General features: G+C 72.8%; 16 protein-coding genes. 9 read left to right on the top strand and 7 right to left on the bottom strand.

What is annotated here, in order from left to right; genetic code table 11:
- The first annotated feature begins 25 nt into the window (after positions 1 to 25).
- The 4 genes from ABFY03_RS15885 to ABFY03_RS15870 are packed head-to-tail and all read left to right on the top strand — an operon-like array spanning position 26 to position 3,780.
- Entirely contained in the window at positions 26 to 1,075 is a 1,050-nt protein-coding gene (locus ABFY03_RS15885) for an energy-coupling factor ABC transporter permease (protein WP_346170175.1), read from the top strand.
- 2 nt (positions 1,076 to 1,077) lie between these two features.
- On the top strand, positions 1,078 to 1,839 hold the full coding sequence (cbiQ, locus tag ABFY03_RS15880; protein WP_319012738.1) for a cobalt ECF transporter T component CbiQ: 762 nt from the start codon (positions 1,078 to 1,080) through the stop codon (positions 1,837 to 1,839).
- Positions 1,836 to 2,579, top strand: coding sequence for an energy-coupling factor ABC transporter ATP-binding protein (locus ABFY03_RS15875; protein WP_346170174.1), 744 nt, complete (start codon positions 1,836 to 1,838; stop codon positions 2,577 to 2,579). The genes cbiQ and ABFY03_RS15875 overlap by 4 nt, the downstream gene beginning before the upstream one ends.
- Before the next feature lie 40 nt (positions 2,580 to 2,619).
- On the top strand, positions 2,620 to 3,780 hold the full coding sequence (locus ABFY03_RS15870; RefSeq protein ID WP_319012770.1) for a serine hydrolase domain-containing protein: 1,161 nt from the start codon (positions 2,620 to 2,622) through the stop codon (positions 3,778 to 3,780).
- A gap of 40 nt (positions 3,781 to 3,820) precedes the next feature.
- Here the strand turns inward: ABFY03_RS15870 and ABFY03_RS15865 are convergent, their stop codons facing one another.
- On the bottom strand, positions 3,821 to 4,291 hold the full coding sequence (locus ABFY03_RS15865) for a hypothetical protein (protein ID WP_346170173.1): 471 nt from the start codon (positions 4,289 to 4,291) through the stop codon (positions 3,821 to 3,823).
- A gap of 96 nt (positions 4,292 to 4,387) precedes the next feature.
- Between ABFY03_RS15865 and ABFY03_RS15860 the strand changes: the two genes are divergently transcribed.
- Positions 4,388 to 5,134, top strand: a complete 747-nt coding sequence (locus ABFY03_RS15860) for an SDR family NAD(P)-dependent oxidoreductase (RefSeq protein ID WP_319012735.1) — start codon at positions 4,388 to 4,390, stop codon at positions 5,132 to 5,134.
- Here the strand turns inward: ABFY03_RS15860 and ABFY03_RS15855 are convergent, their stop codons facing one another.
- A complete protein-coding gene (locus tag ABFY03_RS15855) occupies positions 5,135 to 5,788 on the bottom strand; it encodes a YdcF family protein (RefSeq protein WP_346170172.1) in 654 nt (217 codons plus the stop codon).
- The gene (locus ABFY03_RS15850; protein WP_346170171.1) at positions 5,785 to 6,576 is read right to left on the bottom strand and encodes a GntR family transcriptional regulator; all 792 of its coding nucleotides are present in this window, start codon (positions 6,574 to 6,576) and stop codon (positions 5,785 to 5,787) included. Before ABFY03_RS15850 ends, ABFY03_RS15855 begins: the two co-directional genes overlap by 4 nt.
- Positions 6,577 to 6,709: 133 nt before the next feature.
- On the opposite strand from ABFY03_RS15850, the gene ABFY03_RS15845 reads away from it, so the two are divergent.
- Positions 6,710 to 7,141, top strand: a complete 432-nt coding sequence (locus ABFY03_RS15845) for an ATP-binding protein (protein ID WP_346170170.1) — start codon at positions 6,710 to 6,712, stop codon at positions 7,139 to 7,141.
- A 24-nt stretch (positions 7,142 to 7,165) separates the two neighbouring features.
- On the opposite strand, the gene ABFY03_RS15840 is transcribed toward ABFY03_RS15845, so the two are convergent.
- The 3 genes from ABFY03_RS15840 to ABFY03_RS15830 all read right to left on the bottom strand — a co-directional run bounded on the left by ABFY03_RS15840 (position 7,166) and on the right by ABFY03_RS15830 (position 10,196).
- Positions 7,166 to 8,008 carry an EamA family transporter gene (locus ABFY03_RS15840; protein WP_346170169.1) on the bottom strand — a complete coding sequence of 281 codons (843 nt, stop codon included), beginning with the start codon at positions 8,006 to 8,008 and terminating at the stop codon, positions 7,166 to 7,168.
- Complete coding sequence (locus ABFY03_RS15835) at positions 8,005 to 8,493, bottom strand: YbaK/EbsC family protein (protein WP_346170168.1); 489 nt, start codon at positions 8,491 to 8,493, stop codon at positions 8,005 to 8,007. The genes ABFY03_RS15840 and ABFY03_RS15835 overlap by 4 nt, the downstream gene beginning before the upstream one ends.
- A 68-nt stretch (positions 8,494 to 8,561) precedes the next feature.
- Positions 8,562 to 10,196: a penicillin-binding transpeptidase domain-containing protein gene (locus ABFY03_RS15830; protein ID WP_346170167.1), complete on the bottom strand. Its 1,635-nt coding sequence runs from the start codon at positions 10,194 to 10,196 to the stop codon at positions 8,562 to 8,564.
- A 220-nt stretch (positions 10,197 to 10,416) separates the two neighbouring features.
- Here ABFY03_RS15830 and ABFY03_RS15825 point away from each other — a divergent pair, with 220 nt between their 5' ends.
- Genes ABFY03_RS15825 through ABFY03_RS15815 form a run of 3 tightly spaced genes read left to right on the top strand, consistent with a single transcriptional unit; the run spans position 10,417 to position 13,873 of the window.
- Positions 10,417 to 10,941: a hypothetical protein gene (locus tag ABFY03_RS15825; RefSeq protein WP_319012731.1), complete on the top strand. Its 525-nt coding sequence runs from the start codon at positions 10,417 to 10,419 to the stop codon at positions 10,939 to 10,941.
- Positions 10,941 to 13,244 carry a DUF6571 family protein gene (locus ABFY03_RS15820; protein WP_319012730.1) on the top strand — a complete coding sequence of 768 codons (2,304 nt, stop codon included), beginning with the start codon at positions 10,941 to 10,943 and terminating at the stop codon, positions 13,242 to 13,244. The genes ABFY03_RS15825 and ABFY03_RS15820 overlap by 1 nt, the downstream gene beginning before the upstream one ends.
- 2 nt (positions 13,245 to 13,246) lie before the next feature.
- Entirely contained in the window at positions 13,247 to 13,873 is a 627-nt protein-coding gene (locus ABFY03_RS15815) for a hypothetical protein (protein ID WP_346170166.1), read from the top strand.
- A 62-nt stretch (positions 13,874 to 13,935) separates the two neighbouring features.
- On the opposite strand, the gene ABFY03_RS15810 is transcribed toward ABFY03_RS15815, so the two are convergent.
- Complete coding sequence (locus tag ABFY03_RS15810; protein ID WP_386723811.1) at positions 13,936 to 15,693, bottom strand: dolichyl-phosphate-mannose--protein mannosyltransferase; 1,758 nt, start codon at positions 15,691 to 15,693, stop codon at positions 13,936 to 13,938.
- Positions 15,694 to 15,766 lie beyond the last annotated feature (73 nt).

Genomic DNA, 15,766 nt, shown 5'->3' with positions numbered 1-15,766 from the left:
TGCAGGAGCGCTCATCATTCGGGACGTGCATGTACCCGACGGATTCATCAACGCCCCCGTGTCGGCCGCGGCCGGCGTCGTCGCCGCCGGCGCGGTCGCCGTGAGCCTGCGCGGCGCGCGACGGGAACTCGACGAGAAGATCGCGCCGCTGGCGGGGCTCGTCGCGGCCTTCGTCTTCGCCGTCCAGATGCTCAACTTCCCGGTCGCCGCCGGCACCAGCGGCCACCTCCTCGGCGGGGCGCTCGCCGCGATCCTCGTCGGACCCTGGACCGGGGTCCTGTGCATCGCCGTCGTCCTGCTCATGCAGGGCGTCCTCTTCGCCGACGGCGGCCTCACCGCCCTCGGCGTCAACATCACCGTCATGGGCGTGGTCACCGTCGTCACCGCCCACCTCGTCTTCCGCGGCCTGCGGCTGGTGCTGCCCCGCACCCGCGGCGGCGTCACCGCCGCCACCTTCGTCGCCGCGCTCGTCTCCGTACCGGCCTCGGCCGCCGCCTTCACCCTGATCTACGCGATCGGCGGCACCACCGAGGTGCCGATCGGCAAGGTCCTGACCGCCATGCTGGGCGTGCACGTCCTCATCGGCGTCGGCGAGGCCGTCATCACCATGCTGACCGTCGGCGCGGTCCTCGCCGTCCGCCCCGACCTCGTGCACGGCGCCCGCGGCCTCACCGCCCCGCTGAAGCTCCGGATCGACGGCGAGCTGGTCGACGCGGCGCCGGCGCCGCTCGCCGCCCCGGTCGCGGCCTCCGCGCGGAAGAGCCCGCGGAAGGTGTGGATCGGCGGCGTCGTCACCGCCCTCGTCCTCGCCGGCGTCGTCTCCTTCTACGCCTCCGCCAGCCCCGACGGCCTGGAGAAGGTCGCCGCCGACCAGGGCATCGACGCCCAGGCCCGCGACCACGCCGCCGCCGACTCCCCGCTCGCCGACTACGGCGTCCGCGGCATCGACTCCGCACGCCTCTCCGGCGGCCTCGCCGGCGTGATCGGCGTCGGCGTCACCCTCGCCGTCGGCACCGGACTCTTCTGGGCCGCCCGCCGCCGCAGGCGGCCGGCCGACACCGGCGCCCGGGTCTGACGATGGGAGCGGGCCACGCGCACCGGCTGTACCGGCGGGGGGACTCGCCGGTGCACGCCCTGCCCGCGCACACCAAGCTCGTCGCCGTCCTCGGCTTCGTCCTGGTCGTCGTCTCCACCCCGCGCGAGGCCGTCTGGGCCTTCGCCGGCTACGCCGCCCTGCTCGGCGCCGTCGCCGCACGCGCGCGCGTGCCCGCCGGATTCCTCCTCCGGCGGCTCGCCATCGAGCTCCCCTTCGTCGCCTTCGCCCTGCTCATGCCGTTCGTGGTCCCCGGCGAGCAGACGGAGCTCCTCGGCGTCCCCCTGAGCGTCCCCGGCCTCTGGGGCGCCTGGAACATCCTCGCCAAGGGCACCCTCGGCGTCGCCGCCTCCGTGCTCCTCGCCGCCACCACCGAACTCCGCGCCCTGATCCTCGGGCTCCAGCGCCTCCGCCTGCCCGCGCTCCTCGTCCAGATCGCCTCGTTCATGATCCGGTACGGAGACCTCATCACCGACGAGATGCGCCGGATGTCCATCGCCCGCCGCTCCCGCGGCTTCGAGGCGAGCGGCGTCCGCCACTGGGGCGTCCTCGCCAAGTCCGCCGGCGCGCTCTTCATCCGCTCGTACGAGCGCGGCGAACGCGTCCACCTCGCCATGGTCAGCCGCGGCTACACCGGCACCATGCCGCTCCTCGACGACCGCCCCGCCACCCGCGCCCAGTGGGCGACCGCCCTGGCGCTCCCGCTCGCCGCCCTCCCGATCTGCCTCCTCGGACGGACCCTATGACCGCGCCCTCGCTGGACGTCTCCGGCCTCGCCTACGCCTACCCCGACGGCCACCAGGCGCTCTTCGGCGTGAACCTGACCATCGGGCGCGGCGAGCGGGTCGCCCTCCTCGGCCCCAACGGCGCCGGCAAGACCACCCTCGTCCTCCACCTCAACGGCATCCTCACCGCCGGCGCGGGCAGCGTCACCGTCGCCGGGCTGCCGGTCGGCAAGCAGCACATGGCGGAGATCCGGCGGAAGGTCGGCATCGTCTTCCAGGACCCCGACGACCAGCTCTTCATGCCGACCGTCCGCGAGGACGTCGCGTTCGGCCCCGCCGCGGCCGGGCTGCGCGGCGCCGCACTGGACGCGGTCGTCGAGCGGGCCCTCGACCGGGTCGGCATGGCCGCGTACGCGGACCGGCCCCCGCACCACCTCTCCTTCGGGCAGCGGCGCCGGGTCGCCGTCGCGACGGTCCTCGCCACCGAGCCGGAGATCCTCGTCCTCGACGAGCCGTCCTCCAACCTCGACCCGGCCTCCCGCCGCGAACTCGCCGACGTGCTGCGCTCCCTCGACGTCACCGTCCTCATGGTCACCCACGACCTGCCGTACGCCCTGGAGCTCTGCCCGCGCTCGCTGATCCTCAGCGAGGGCGTGATCGCCGCCGACGGGCCGACCCGCGAGATCCTCGCCGACGAGGAGCTCATGGCCCGCCACCGACTCGAACTGCCCTTCGGTTTCGTTCCGGGTTCCGTCGCCTGAGACCATGGGTCCCGTTCGTACGAAAGGATGAGTGGGTCAGGTGGACGTCCAGGGCACGGTGGCACCGGGCTGGGAGCCGGTGCGGGACGCGTTCCTGCGCAACTTCGAGCAGCGCGGCGAGAAGGGCGCGGCGGTCGCCGTCCACCACGACGGGGCCAAGGTCGTCGACCTCTGGGCCGGCACCAGGGACGCGGACGGCGCCGACCCGTGGACCGAGGGCACGGCCCAGATCGTCCGCTCCGCCACCAAGGGCGTCGCCGCCGCCGTCCCGCTCCTCCTCCACCAGCGCGGCCGGATCGACCTGGACGCCCCGGTGGCCACGTACTGGCCCGAGTTCAAGGCGGCCGGCAAGGACCGCGTGACGGTACGGCAGCTCCTCGCCCACCAGGCGGGCGTCCCCGTCCTCGACCGCCCGCTCACCCTCGCCGAGGCCACCGACCTGGAGACGGCCACCGCCGCCGTCGCCGCCCAGGCCCCCGCCTGGGACCCCGGCACCGCCCACGGCTACCACGCCCACACCTTCAGCTGGCTCCTCTCCGGCCTGGTCCACCGCGTGACCGGCCGCACGATCGGCCGCTGGGTCGCCGAGGAGATCACCGCCCCGCTCGGCCTCGACCTGTGGATCGGCCTCCCGCCCGCCGAGGAGCACCGGGTGGGCCGGCTGGCCCCGGTGGACGCCCCCGAGGACACCGGCGCCCTCCGCCTGCGCCCCAAGCGCTCCGTCACGGAGGCGTGGGAGGACCCGGCGTCCCTCACCCGCCGCGCCTTCGAGGTCATCACCCCCAGGCCCGACGAGAACGACCCCGCCTACCGGGCGGCCGAACTCCCCGGCTCGGCCGGCGTGGCGACCGCCCGCTCCCTCTCCCGCTTCTACGCCGCCACCCTCGGCCCCCTCGCCGACGGCACCCCCCGCCTCTTCGCGCCCGCGACCCTGGCCCTGGCCCGCACCGAGGAGTCGGCGGGCACCGACCGGGTCCTCCTCGTCGGCACCCGTTTCGGCCTCGGCCACATGCTCCACGGCCCCGCCTCCCCGCTCCTCGGCCCCACCTCCTTCGGCCACCCGGGCCGGGGCGGCTCCCTCGCCTTCGCCGACCCCGAGTCCGGCACGGCCTTCGGCTACGTCACCAACGGCATGCGGAAGACGGTCACCTCGGACCCCCGCGCCCAGGCCCTGGTCCGGGCGGTCAAGTCGCTGCTCTGACGGCCGGGCTAGCGGTCCGTCCCCGGCTCCGACGGCCGGGCTAGCGGTCCGTCCCCCAGCGCCACAGCAGCTCCCCGCCCTCCGGCACGGCGGCCCAGCGGGCGGCGGCGGCGTCCAGGCGCGGCCCCGTCCTCGCCAGGGCGTCCGCGTCCAGGAGCGCCGGGCCGAGGCCGCGGCCCTCCACGGGGAGGCCGCGCCACACCCGGTAGGCCCAGTTCACGGAGAGCTCCGCGGCCAGCACGGCGTCGCCGCCCCGGCGCAGCACCTTCAGCCCCGACCGGCGGTGCCGGCCCGGGACGACGGGCTCGAAGCCCTCGAAGGTGGCGCCGCGCGCCGTCGCCCCCCAGAAGCCGTCCTCGATGCCGAGCGCGGTCTCCACGACGGCGTGGACGAGGTCGTGCGGCAGGGTCGGGCCGACGGGCCGGGCGGGCAGCCTGACGTCCGGGCCCCTGCGGGCGCGGACCAGGATCTCGTGCCGATGGTCCGGCAGCTTCCGGAAGGAGATCTCCATGCGCCCGACGGTAGGCCCGGATCCGGCCGCCGCCCAGCGATTTCCCGACCGCACGGGGGCTGGCCCCGGCACCCGCGCCGATGCTGAGATCGGACCATGGATCTCACGGCACGGTTCGCGGGGAAGACCGCCCTCATCACGGGCGCCGGCAGCGGCATCGGCGCGGCGACCGCCCACCGCCTGGCGGCGGAGGGCGCGCACGTCCTGGTCACGGACATCGACGAGGCGGCGGCCCGGCAGGTCGCGGACGGCCTCCCGCACGCGACCCCGCACCGCCTCGACATCACCGACCGCGCGGCGATCGACCGGCTGATCGGCGGGCTCCCCACCCTCGACGTCCTGGTCAACAACGCCCTGGTCCCGTTCGCCGACGACCCGGACGAGAACTGGCACCGCCAGCTCGACGGCACCCTCCTCGGCGCAGTCCACTGCGCGCAGGCCGCCCTGCCCCACCTGGCGGCGACCCGGGGAGCGATCGTCGCCATCGGCTCGGTCAACGCGGAAGCCTCCTTCGGCGACCACGCCTACAGCGCCGCGAAGGCCGCCCTCGGCTCCTACACCCGCACCCTGGCCGCCGAAGCGGCCCCGCTGGGCGTCCGCGTCAACCAGATCAACCCCGGCACGATCGCCACCCCCGCCTGGTCGGGCAGGGAGAAGGGACTCGCCGCCCTCGCCGACCGCGCCTACCCCCTCGGCCGCGTCGGCACCCCCGACGACATCGCCGCCGCCGTCGCCTTCCTGGCCTCCCCCGACGCCGCCTGGATCACCGCCACCACCCTCCGCGTCGACGGCGGCCTCCTCGGCGTGAACCGGCACTTCCGGGAGATCCTGGACGGCGGCTGATCAGGCTGTCGCCACCAGCCGGCGGGTGAACCCCCGGTCCCGCAGTCGTTCAAAGGCGTCCATGACGGGGGCCGGGACGGGCAGCTCGATCATGAAGCCCTGGGCCGGATAGACCATGAGCCGCTGTACGGCTCCGACGAGCATGTCCAGGACGAGCCGGGGATCTCCGACCGCGTCCGCGTACTCCGGCAGGTCCATCGGCGCCGAGGCGCAGACGAACTCCACGCCGGGCCACAGCTTGCGGGCGGTCGCGTACGCCCGGCGCTCCTCGTACGGCTTGCTGACGAGGAGGACGGAGTCCACCGGCGTGCCCCGCTCGGCGAGCAGGTCGCGCGAGAACCGGATGTTCTCCCCGGTGTTGCGCGCCCGGGGCTCCACCAGCACCACGTCCCCGGGCACGCCCAGCTCCAGGGCCCGTTCCCGGTAATGCACGGCCTCGCCCCGGGGCATCCGCTCGCGGGTGGTGGGGCTGGTGGCCCCGGTGAAGACGATGAGCGGCACCAGCCCTCGCCGGTGCAGCCTGACCATCACATCGGCGACGCCGAGGTCGTGGCTCCCGAGGCCGACCCCGACGGAGCAGGGCCGGGGCTCGTGCCCCATCAGCTGGAAGTCCCAGAGGAGACGGGCGTCCGCCCAGTCCCGCGCGGTGATCACCGGTCCGCCCCCGGCTTCGCGCTGTCGGGGACCTGGAAGTCGTACGTCCAGGCGAAACGGGTCGCCGCGTGGACGCCCACGGCGAACTCCACGACCGTGCCGTCGGCGGTGTACGCGGTGCGGTGCAGTTCCACCACCCACTCGCCGGGCGCCAGTTGGAGATGCGCCGTCTCCTCCGGCGTGGCCGCGCGTGAGCGCAGTTCCTCCCGCATGCGGTCGATCTCGTACCCCGCGTCGTAGAGCACGCGGAAGCCGCCGCCCCGGCCGGCGGGCCCGGGAGAGGGGTCGACGAGCCGGGTGCCCAGGACGTGTTCGGGCCGGTAGTAGCTGGTGAGCGTGTGCGTCGGCCGACCGTTCTCCTTCACCAGGCGAGCGCGGACGTAGACGTCGGCGCCCTCGGGCACGCCCAGCGCGTCGGCGACGAGCGGCGGAGCGGGCACCCGTTCCACGGTCTGCGTCTGGTCGCCGCGCCGGTACGACCGGCCGGACGCCACGCGGTCGGCGACGAAGGCGACCTCGTCCCCGTCACGCCACTTCGCCTTGTCGTACCGGGCGATCCCGAGCCGCTTCAGTGGCACGTGCTCCCGGACGACGGTGCCGTGCCCGCGCGAGGACGTCACGAGCCCCTCCGCCTCCAGGGCCTTGTAGGCGGCGTGGACGGTGGACTTCGAGCCTTCGCCGGCCTCCACAAGCTCCCGGATGTGCGGAAGCCGCTGCCCGGCGGCCCACTCGCCGGCCCGGATCCGCTCCGCGAGCCTGTCCGCCAGCTCCCGCCACTTGGGTGCCACACCAGCTCCTTTCGTCGCCCGCAGTCAAACACAGTCCCAGGATTGTTGACAGTCCCAGGACTGTGGACCCAATCTAGGACTCTAGGGGTCGGCAGTCCTGGGACTGTCGCTGACTGTGTGTAAGGAGTCTGGAGTGACGGAAGCGCATGGGGTGACCCCGGACGACGAGACCGTGGTGCTGCGCTGGCGGTACGTCGCCAGGAGCGTTCCGGTGGCTCGCCGCGACTTGCGCCGCACACTGGAGCGCTGGGAGTGGGGCGCCGTCGCGGACGTCGCCGGGCTGCTGCTGTCCGAGATGCTGACCAACGCGGTGCGGCACGCGAGGGTCCCCGGCAGGGAGATCGAGACCCGTTTCTCGCGCGTGGGGCCGCTGCTGCGCATCGAGGTGCACGACGCGTCGGAGACGCGTCCGCTGATGGGCCTTCCGGCCGAAGGCCTCGACGGGGTCGAAGGGGGCTGGGGCCTGCCCCTCGTCGACTCCCTGGCGGCCGAATGGGGCATCGGTGACCGACAGGGGCCCGGCAAGGTCGTCTGGGCAGAGGTGGCGGTGCGAGGAGAACCGTAGGGACGGGCGGCGGCTGATCCCGGGTCAGGCGAGCATCAGGCCGATGCCGACCACCATCAGGCCGGCCGCGGCGACCCTCGGGCCGCCGAAGCGCTCCTTGAAGAAGAGGGCGCCGATGGCGGCGCCGACGATGATGGAGGACTCGCGGAGGGCGGCGATGGGGGCCAGCGGGGCCCGTGTCTGGGCCCACAGGACGAGGGCGTACGCGGCGACCGAGAGGGCCGCGCCGAGGAGACCGCGGGCCGCGTGCGGGCGGAGGGCCGGGAGCAGGGCGCGGCGGCGGACCGCCAGGGCGTACGCGGGGATGACCAGGCCCTCCAGGACCATCAGCCAGGCGATGTAGCCGAGCGTGGTGCCGGAGGCGCGGACGCCGACGCCGTCGACGACCGTGTACAGGGCGATCGAGAGGCCCGTGGCGAGGGCGGCGAGGAGAGCGGGCCGGTGCGCGCCGCCCTTCCCCCGTACGCCCCACAGCGCCAGGCCCGTCAGCCCGGCGCACGCCACGGCCACGCCGAGGAGCTGCCGGCCGTCCGGCACCTCGTGCACGAAGGCGGCCGCGAGGAGCGTCACGACCAGCGGGGCCGTGCCGCGCGCGATCGGGTACATCTGCCCGAAGTCGCCGAGCGTGAAGGACTTCATCAGGAGGGCGTAGTACGCGACGTGCAGGACCGCCGAGGCGATCAGGTACGGCCAGGCCCCCGCCGCCGGGACGGGCGTGAAGGGCACGAGGACCAGGCCGATCAGCGCCCCGCCGCCGGCGATCAGGGTGAAGGAGAGCAGCTGGTCCCGGATGTGGTGGGCCAGGGCGTTCCACGACGCGTGCGTGACCGCCGCGACCAGCACCACGCACGCGACCAGCGGCGTCACGCCGTGCGCTCGCGCACGTCCGCGAGGGTCGCGCCCGCGTGGGCGATCAGTTCCTTCGGAGGGAGGGCGAAGACGGAGTGCGGGGTGCCGGCCGCGGCCCACACCAGCGCGTGGTCGAGCAGGCCCTCGTCGGCCAGCACCCGGGTCCGGGTGCGGTGCCCGAAGGGCGGTACGCCCCCGATCGCGTACCCGGTCGTCTCCCGCACCACGCGCGCGTCGGCCCGCGTGACCTCCCCGGCGCCCAGCGCCTCCCGCACCCGCTCGACGTCCACCCGCGAGGCCCCGTCCATGAGCACGAGCACCGGGACCCCGTCGGCGGCGAAGATCAGCGACTTCACGATCTCGGAGACCGCGCAGCCGATCGCGTCGGCGGCCTGTTGCGCGGTGCGCGTCTCGTCCGGGAAGCGCCGGACCTCGACGTCGAGGCCCAACTCGGCGAGGGCGGCGGCGAACTGGGGGTGGGCGGCGGAGGCGTCGGTCGTCATGCCCGGCACGGTAGCGGTAGGTGTACGGGGCACGCGACCGCCTTTCCGCCGCCGGAGCCCTCCTGCCGTCAGCCCGCCTTCAGGACGGCCGCCACCACGGGCCCCGCCGCGTCGCCGCCGTGCCCGCCGGCCTCGACGACGGCCGCGGCGGCGAGGTCGCCGGAGTAGCCCGTGAACCAGCTGTTGGAGGTGGACTGGTCCCCGACCTCCGCCGAGCCGGTCTTCGCGCCCTTCGGCGACGGCACCCCGGCCATGGCCTCCCGGGCCGTGCCCTGCGGGGCGGTGGCGGCTGCGTTCATCATCTTCCGCAGCCCGCGGGCGACCTCGCCCGGCAGCGGCTCGGCGGTGGCGAACTCCCGTCCGTCCACGTCCTTCGGGATCAGATACGGCTGGAGGAAGCCGCCGTTCTTCACGGTGGCGGAGACCGACGCCATGTTCAGCGCGTTCATGGTGATGGCGCCCTGCCCGATGTACGAGGCCGCGGTCTCGGTGCCGCTGGACTCGGGCACGGACCCGTCACTGGTCTGCACGCCGACGGACCACACCTCGCCGAGGCCGAACCACTTGCGGGCGGTGTCGCCGAGCGCGGTGTTGTGGACGCCCTTGGCCTTCAGCGGGTTGATCGCCTTGATGAAGGCGGTGTTGCAGGACCTGGCGAAGGCGTTGGTCAGGTCGCCCTCGGTGGAGAAGTCCTTCAGGTTGTGGAACGTGTACCCGTCCCACTGCACGGTGGGCGGGCACTTCACCTGCGAGTCCGGCTCAGCCACCCCGTACCGCATCATCATCGCCCCCGTCACGATCTTCATCGTGGAGCCCGGTGCCTGCTTGCCCTGGAACGCCGTGTTGAACCCGCCGGCCGGGTTGTTGGCGACCGCCCGTATCGCCCCCGTGGACGGCTCGACCGCCGCCACCGCCGCCGTCGGGAAGTCCTTCACCGCCTTCTCCGCGGCGGCCTGCACGTCCGCGTCGATGGTCGTCCGCAGTTCGCCGGGCTTGCCCGCCGACAGCACCAGGAGGGTGCTGGTCGGGGTGCCGTTCGCGTTCTCGATCCAGGTCTCGACGCCGGCCTTGCCGCCCGCCTTCGCCCCGTACCGCTGCCGCAGCGCGTCCAGGACCGGCGCCAGCGACGGGTACTTCTCGGGCGGCAGCGCGGCACCCTTGTGGTCGAGCGCCTTCACCGCCGGGGTCTTCGCCTCGCCCGTCCGCAGCGTGGCGCCGGCGGTCAGCTTCGGGTGGAGCACGGTGGGCGTCCAGCGCACCAGCGGGCGGCCGGTGGACTCGCCGCGGACGACGGTGAGCCTGGACTCGTACGTCCACGGCTTCGACACCCCGTCGTACGTCACGGTCGCCTTCACCGTGAACGGCACGACCGCCCCCGTGGGCGTCCCGGGCGTGATCTCCGCCGCCGAGACGCCGACCTCCTCGTGGTACGCGGCGACGGCCGGCCCCGCCGTCACCGGATCGTTCGTCAGCTGGCCGGCCCGTTCGGCCTCGCCGCCGGCCCAGGCGGCGAGGAAGTCCCGCGCGGTGGACGTGACCTCCTCGGCCGTCACCGGCCCGGTCCGCGCCGCCGCCGTCCGCGGACCGTCGCCCGACGAGCCGCCCGTGATCCCGTTCCAGAGGTTGTACCCCCCGTACGCGACCCCGCTCGCGACGACCGCGAACACGCCCCCGACGACACCGACCTTCACGCCACTGCGCATGACTGGGTTCCCCTCCCCGTGTGGACCATCGAGTGAAGCAGCCGCCACTGACAACTGTCGAGCAAGAACGGTCACACCTGTCACATCCGGCGCAAACGGAATTTCCCGTTGCGAAGGAGTCGTGAAAGACAGCGAACTCGGGTCCCACCCGTGGCGCCGCGCGCCTCCCTCCCTAGGATGCCTTCTGGCGTTGCTACCGCATCGACGGGGAGGAGCCACCATGGCGTGGGACGAATGGAACCAGCTCAAGGCGGAGGCGGCCGGGGCGTCCTCGACCCGGATGCAGCTGAACCGGGTGCCCGACGAGCCGGACGGCAAGACGCTGTCCACGAACAGCCAGGGCGACCTCAAGGTCGTCAACGAGCACCTGTCCAAGATCGGCGACCACGCCTTCGGCCTCTACAACCGCCTGTGGCGCGAGGGCCGGGTGGCCGAGACCACCACGGACTCCGCCGCCTCCGACCTCTCCACCCAGGGCTTCGAGCTGGGCGGCGCGCTGTCCCACGTCTCCCTCAGATGGGCGTCGGCGCTCGCCGACCTCATGGACGCCTGCGCGCACATCTCGAACCACATGGACTACACGAAGAACGCCCACGCCGGCGACGAGATCTTCATCGAGCGGCGGATGAGCAGCATCGCCATGCTCGACGCGGGCTTCGACGAGCGGGCCTCCGAACCCGGCAAGCCGAACGACCTCGTGTACGGCGACAAGGAAGACAAGGGCGACAAGAAGGACGGCGAGTGATGGACTTCGACACCCTGCTGCACGCCAAGTTCGGCACGCTGGACACCGCGCTGACCGACTGGAACACCCTTGTCACCAACCTGGAGAAGCTGGAGAAGGACGCGAGCGAGGGCCTGAAGGGCGCCGCCGCGAAGGCCGACTGGCAGGGCGTGAACTCGCAGGTCGGCCGCAGGTTCATCGACAAGACCGCGGGCGAGTTCGGCGACGCGCACACCCAGGCCACCTCCATCCGCAACATCCTCCGCGACACCGTCGGCGAGCTGAAGAAGTTCAAGGGCGACCTGGAGCAGGCCATCTCCTCGGCACGGCAGCGGAACGTCTCCGTCGTCCCGTCCGGGAAGAACTACCTGGTCAAGGCCGCGGACGGGGACGCCGGCAAGGACGTCACCCAGGCCACCGTCGACGGCGTGCGCGACGAGATCGACCGGATCCTCAAGAGCGCCGCCGAGAGCGACAGCTCCGCCGCCAAGGTCCTGCGCGCCCTCGTCGACCAGGCCGAGAAGGGCTTCGGCGACGCCAAGTACGCCGACCGGGACCAGGCCGCCGACGCCATGAGGACCGCGGAGGACCTCGCCGCCCTCGCGAAGAAGGACCCGAGCAAGCTGACGGAGGCCGAGTTCGACAAGCTGCTCGCCGGCCTCACCAAGTACAGCGGCGACGACCTCTTCGCCACGACCTTCGCGCAGACCCTCGGCGCGCAGAAGACCCTCGAGTTCTGGTCCGAGCTGAACGACCCGAACAACCGGGACCAGCCCGCCGACGGCAAGCGCTACGACCAGTACAAGGACCTCCAGAAGCAGCTCGGCCTCACCCTCGCCAACGCCACGCAGAGCGGCAGCACGGACATGTCGCGCTGGAAGTTCGAGATGCTCCAGGCCGTCGAGAAGCCGGTCGGCGGCACCTACGGCGTCTCCGGCTACGTCGTGATGAGCAACCTCATGCGCTGGGGCGACTTCGACGACGACTTCCTCACCAGCTACGGCAACAACATGCTGGCCAAGGAGCAGGAAGGCGTACGCGACGGCCGCCGCCCCGAACAGATCTGGGGCTACCACGGCGGCGGCCTCTGGCCCCACCTGAACACCACCGGCACCGACTTCGGCTTCGACCCGATGACGGGCTACATGAAGGCCCTCTCCAACAGCCCCGACGCGGCCACGGACTTCTTCAACGCGGAGTTCATCGGCAAGGACACCGAGAACAACCCCTTCACCCGCGACACCGACGGCAACGGCAAGAAGGGCCACATCGGCCTCTCCAACTTCCAGTACCTCTTCGAGGAGCGGGAGTGGATCCAGGAGGAGGACTCCGAGGGCGAGGACAGCATCTCCGGAAAGAACTACCTGGCGGCGGCGCTGGAAGCGGCGACGACGGGCCACCCGGCCGGCGAGCTGCCCACCTCCGCGACCAGCGTCCACTCGGAGGAGCAGGCGAAGCTGTACGCCGACATCGTCAAGTCGGTCTCCGAGAACCCGTCCCGCCTCACCGACAACAGCTTCATGTCGGACAGCATGGGCCAGATCTCGGCGGAGTACATGGCGGACATCCACCGCGGGCTGCGCGCGGGCGACGCCGGCGAGGACAAGCTCTACCCCATCGCGGGGGCGGCCGCGCCCCTCAACGAGCAGGACCTCACCCGCTTCCTCTACACCGTGGGGCAGAACCCCGAGGGGTACGCGGCCGTCAGCGTCGGCCAGCACGCCTACACCTCCGGGATGCTGGAGTACCACTTCGCCCACCCCGACGCCTTCGTCGACCAGAAGGGGAACACCGACGCGCAGAACCTGGAGAAGGCCACCGGTGCCATCGCGCACAACGCCGGCGAGATCCAGGGCATGCTGGGAGCCGGCCGCGCGTACGCCGCCGAGCTGGACGCGGGCAACAAGGACGCCGAGTTCAACGACGCCATCACGAAGGCGGGCGAGCTCGGTGAGTCCCTCGTCGGCATCGGCGTCGGCGTCGGCACCGCTTCGATGGTGGGGCCGGGCGGGGTCATCGTCGGCGGCGTCGCGGAGACGGTGGCGGGCGAGATCATCGGCAGCCTCACCGACGGGCTGATGAAGGACAGCTCGGGCGAGGTCATCTACCGCAACGGCGAGGAGATCAACGCCACCCGCGAGTCGACCTTCGCCCTCGTGGAGAAGGCCGCCCAGGAGTCGGAGAAGAAGTCCGGCGCGTCCTACCCGAGCGTCGTGTCCTCGATCGCGGGACAGGCCGAGGCGGGCTTCACCTCCGCCCAGACGAACATCCGCGACTACTGCGAGGGCGTGGGCGTCCCGAACGAGCTGGAGAAGGACAAGTGACCATGACGCCGACGAAGAAGCGCGGCATCGCCGCGCTCGTCGTCCTGGCGCTGGTCGCCGCCTGGGCGGCGATCAGCTACGCCACGAACACCCCGCCCTTCAAGAAGGCACGGGGCACGATCGAGGCGGCCGACCTCTGCCCGTCCCTCGGGACGTCGCAGGAGGCCGCCGACATCCTGAACCGGCTCCTCCCGTACGCCCCCTCCTACCGGATCCCCCGGGAAGAGGGCACGCGCCGGGGCACCGGTCCGACCGACGTGGACCACCGGTCGAGCTGCACCGTCAGCGGCGACGGCCGCCGCCTGCTGACCCTCCGCACGGAACTCGCCTCCTGGAGCAGCGAGGAGAGCTGGCGGCAGGACGTGCTCGACGCCACGGACGGGCGGCGGCCGGAGTCCTTCGACGCCGGTCGCTGGGCCTTCACCACGACCCCGGAGATCCTGCGGGTCGGGGCCGTCTTCTCCGCCTGCCTGCCGTACCGGGACGCGGGTCTGAGCACCACCGTCCAGCTCTCCGAACCCGCCCCCGCCGACCGTCTCGACGACCTCCGCCGCCTCGCCGAGATCGCCGCCGAGCAGGCCCACGAGGACGCCCGCTGCACGATTCCGGCGGACACCCCCGCGAAGTGACGTAGCCGGAGAACGGAAGAGGGCGCGACCACCGGTCGCGCCCTCTTCTCACGTCCGCCCCGCTAGACCCACGTATCGAGCCACATCCGCGCCCGCCACTGGTCCATCGGGATCGGGGTGGCGGTGTAGATCGGCCAGAAGTAGATGAAGTTCCAGACGATCAGGAGGACCAGGCAGCCGGCCGCCACCGCGCCGAAGGTGCGGCGTCTCTCCGTGGCGCCCTTCGGGCCGATGATCGCGCCGATCATCATCGCCACGGCCAGGCACAGGTAGGGGACGAAGACGACGGCGTAGAAGAGGAAGATCGTGCGTTCCTGGTAGAGGAACCAGGGGACCCAGCCCGCCGCCACCGCGCAGGCGATCGCGCCCGCGCGCCAGTCGCGGCGGAAGGCCCAGCGCCAGAGGACGTACACCAGGGCGAAGCAGGCGGCCCACCAGAGGAGGGGGGTGCCGAGTGCCAGGATCTCCTGGGCGCACTTCTCCTTCGCGGAGGCGGGGCAGCCGCCGGCGCCGGGGGCGGGGGACTCGTAGAAGTAGGAGACCGGGCGGCCGAGGACGATCCAGGACCAGGGGTTCGACTCGTAGGTGTGGGGCGAGGTCAGGCCCACGTGGAAGTTGTAGACCTCGGTCTCGTAGTGCCAAAGGCTGCGCAGCCACTCCGGCAGCCAGGACCAGGTGCCGCCGCCGTTCGGCAGGGCGTCCTGCTTCTCCGCCCAGTCGCGGAAGTAGCCCTTGTCGGTGACGAGCCAGCCGGTCCAGGTCGCCAGGTACGTCGCCAGCGCCACCGGCACCACCGACACGAACGCGGGCAGCACGTCCTTCTTGATCACCGCCAGGTACGGGCGGACCGCGCCGGCCGTGCGGCGGGCGCCGATGTCCCACAGGACCGTCATCAGGCCGAAGCCGACCATGACGTACAGGCCGTTCCACTTGGTCGCCGCCGCGAGGCCCAGCATCACGCCGGCCGCGATCCGCCAGGGGCGCCAGCCGAGGCGCAGGGTCTCGGCGATCTCCGCGTCGGGGCGGAGCACGCCCTCGTCGTCCTCCGGGAGCGCGGCCGCGATCCGCTTCCTGGTGCGGTCCCGGTCCAGGACCAGGCAGCCGAACGCGGCCAGCACGAAGAACATCAGCACCTGGTCGAGGAGCGCGGTGCGGCTCATCACGAAGTGCAGGCCGTCGACGGCGAGCAGCAGCCCGGCGAGGCAGCCGAGGAAGGTGGAGCGGAAGAGGCGGCGGCCGATGCGGCAGAGCATGAGGACGGAGAGCGTCCCGAGCAGCGCCACCATGAACCGCCAGCCGAACGGTTCGAAGCCGAAGATCTTCTCGCCGAGGCCGATGACCCACTTGCCCATGGGCGGGTGCACGACGTAGCCGGGGTCGGTCGGGATCAGGACCGAGCCCGGGTCCTTCAGGATCGTCTTGTCGATGTCCTTGGGCCACGCGCCCTCGTACCCCTGGTTGATCAGGGCCCAGGAGTCCTTCGCGTAGTACGTCTCGTCGAATATCACCGCGTGCGGCTTGCCCAGGTTCCAGAACCGGAGCACGCCCGCGACGGCCGCGACCAGCAGCGGGCCGCCCCACGCGGCCAGCCGCCACAGCCGGTCGGCGGCGGCCGGGCCGAGGCCGAGCAGCGACATGACCCGCGGGGAGGGCCGGGTGTACGGCGGGTCGAGCCGGTCCCTCGTGCCGATGGAGAGCGTGCCGGCGGCGGGCGGACGGTAGCCGAAGCGCCGCAGCCGCAGCTGCCACGACGAGGGCTCGGCCACGGTCTTCGCCATGGAGTGCTGGCCCTCCAGGGCCTCGGGTGCGGTACGGGTCACCGCGCCATCGTAGGGACTGCGCCTGTGCGCGTCGCCTGTCCGGGCGGTACGGGGCGCCGTCACGGGTGAGACT

The organism is Streptomyces roseofulvus, assembly GCF_039534915.1.
GTDB lineage: Bacteria > Actinomycetota > Actinomycetes > Streptomycetales > Streptomycetaceae > Streptomyces > Streptomyces roseofulvus.
Note: the sequence above shows the minus strand (reverse complement) of the source record. Positions and strands in the feature narration are given on the sequence as shown.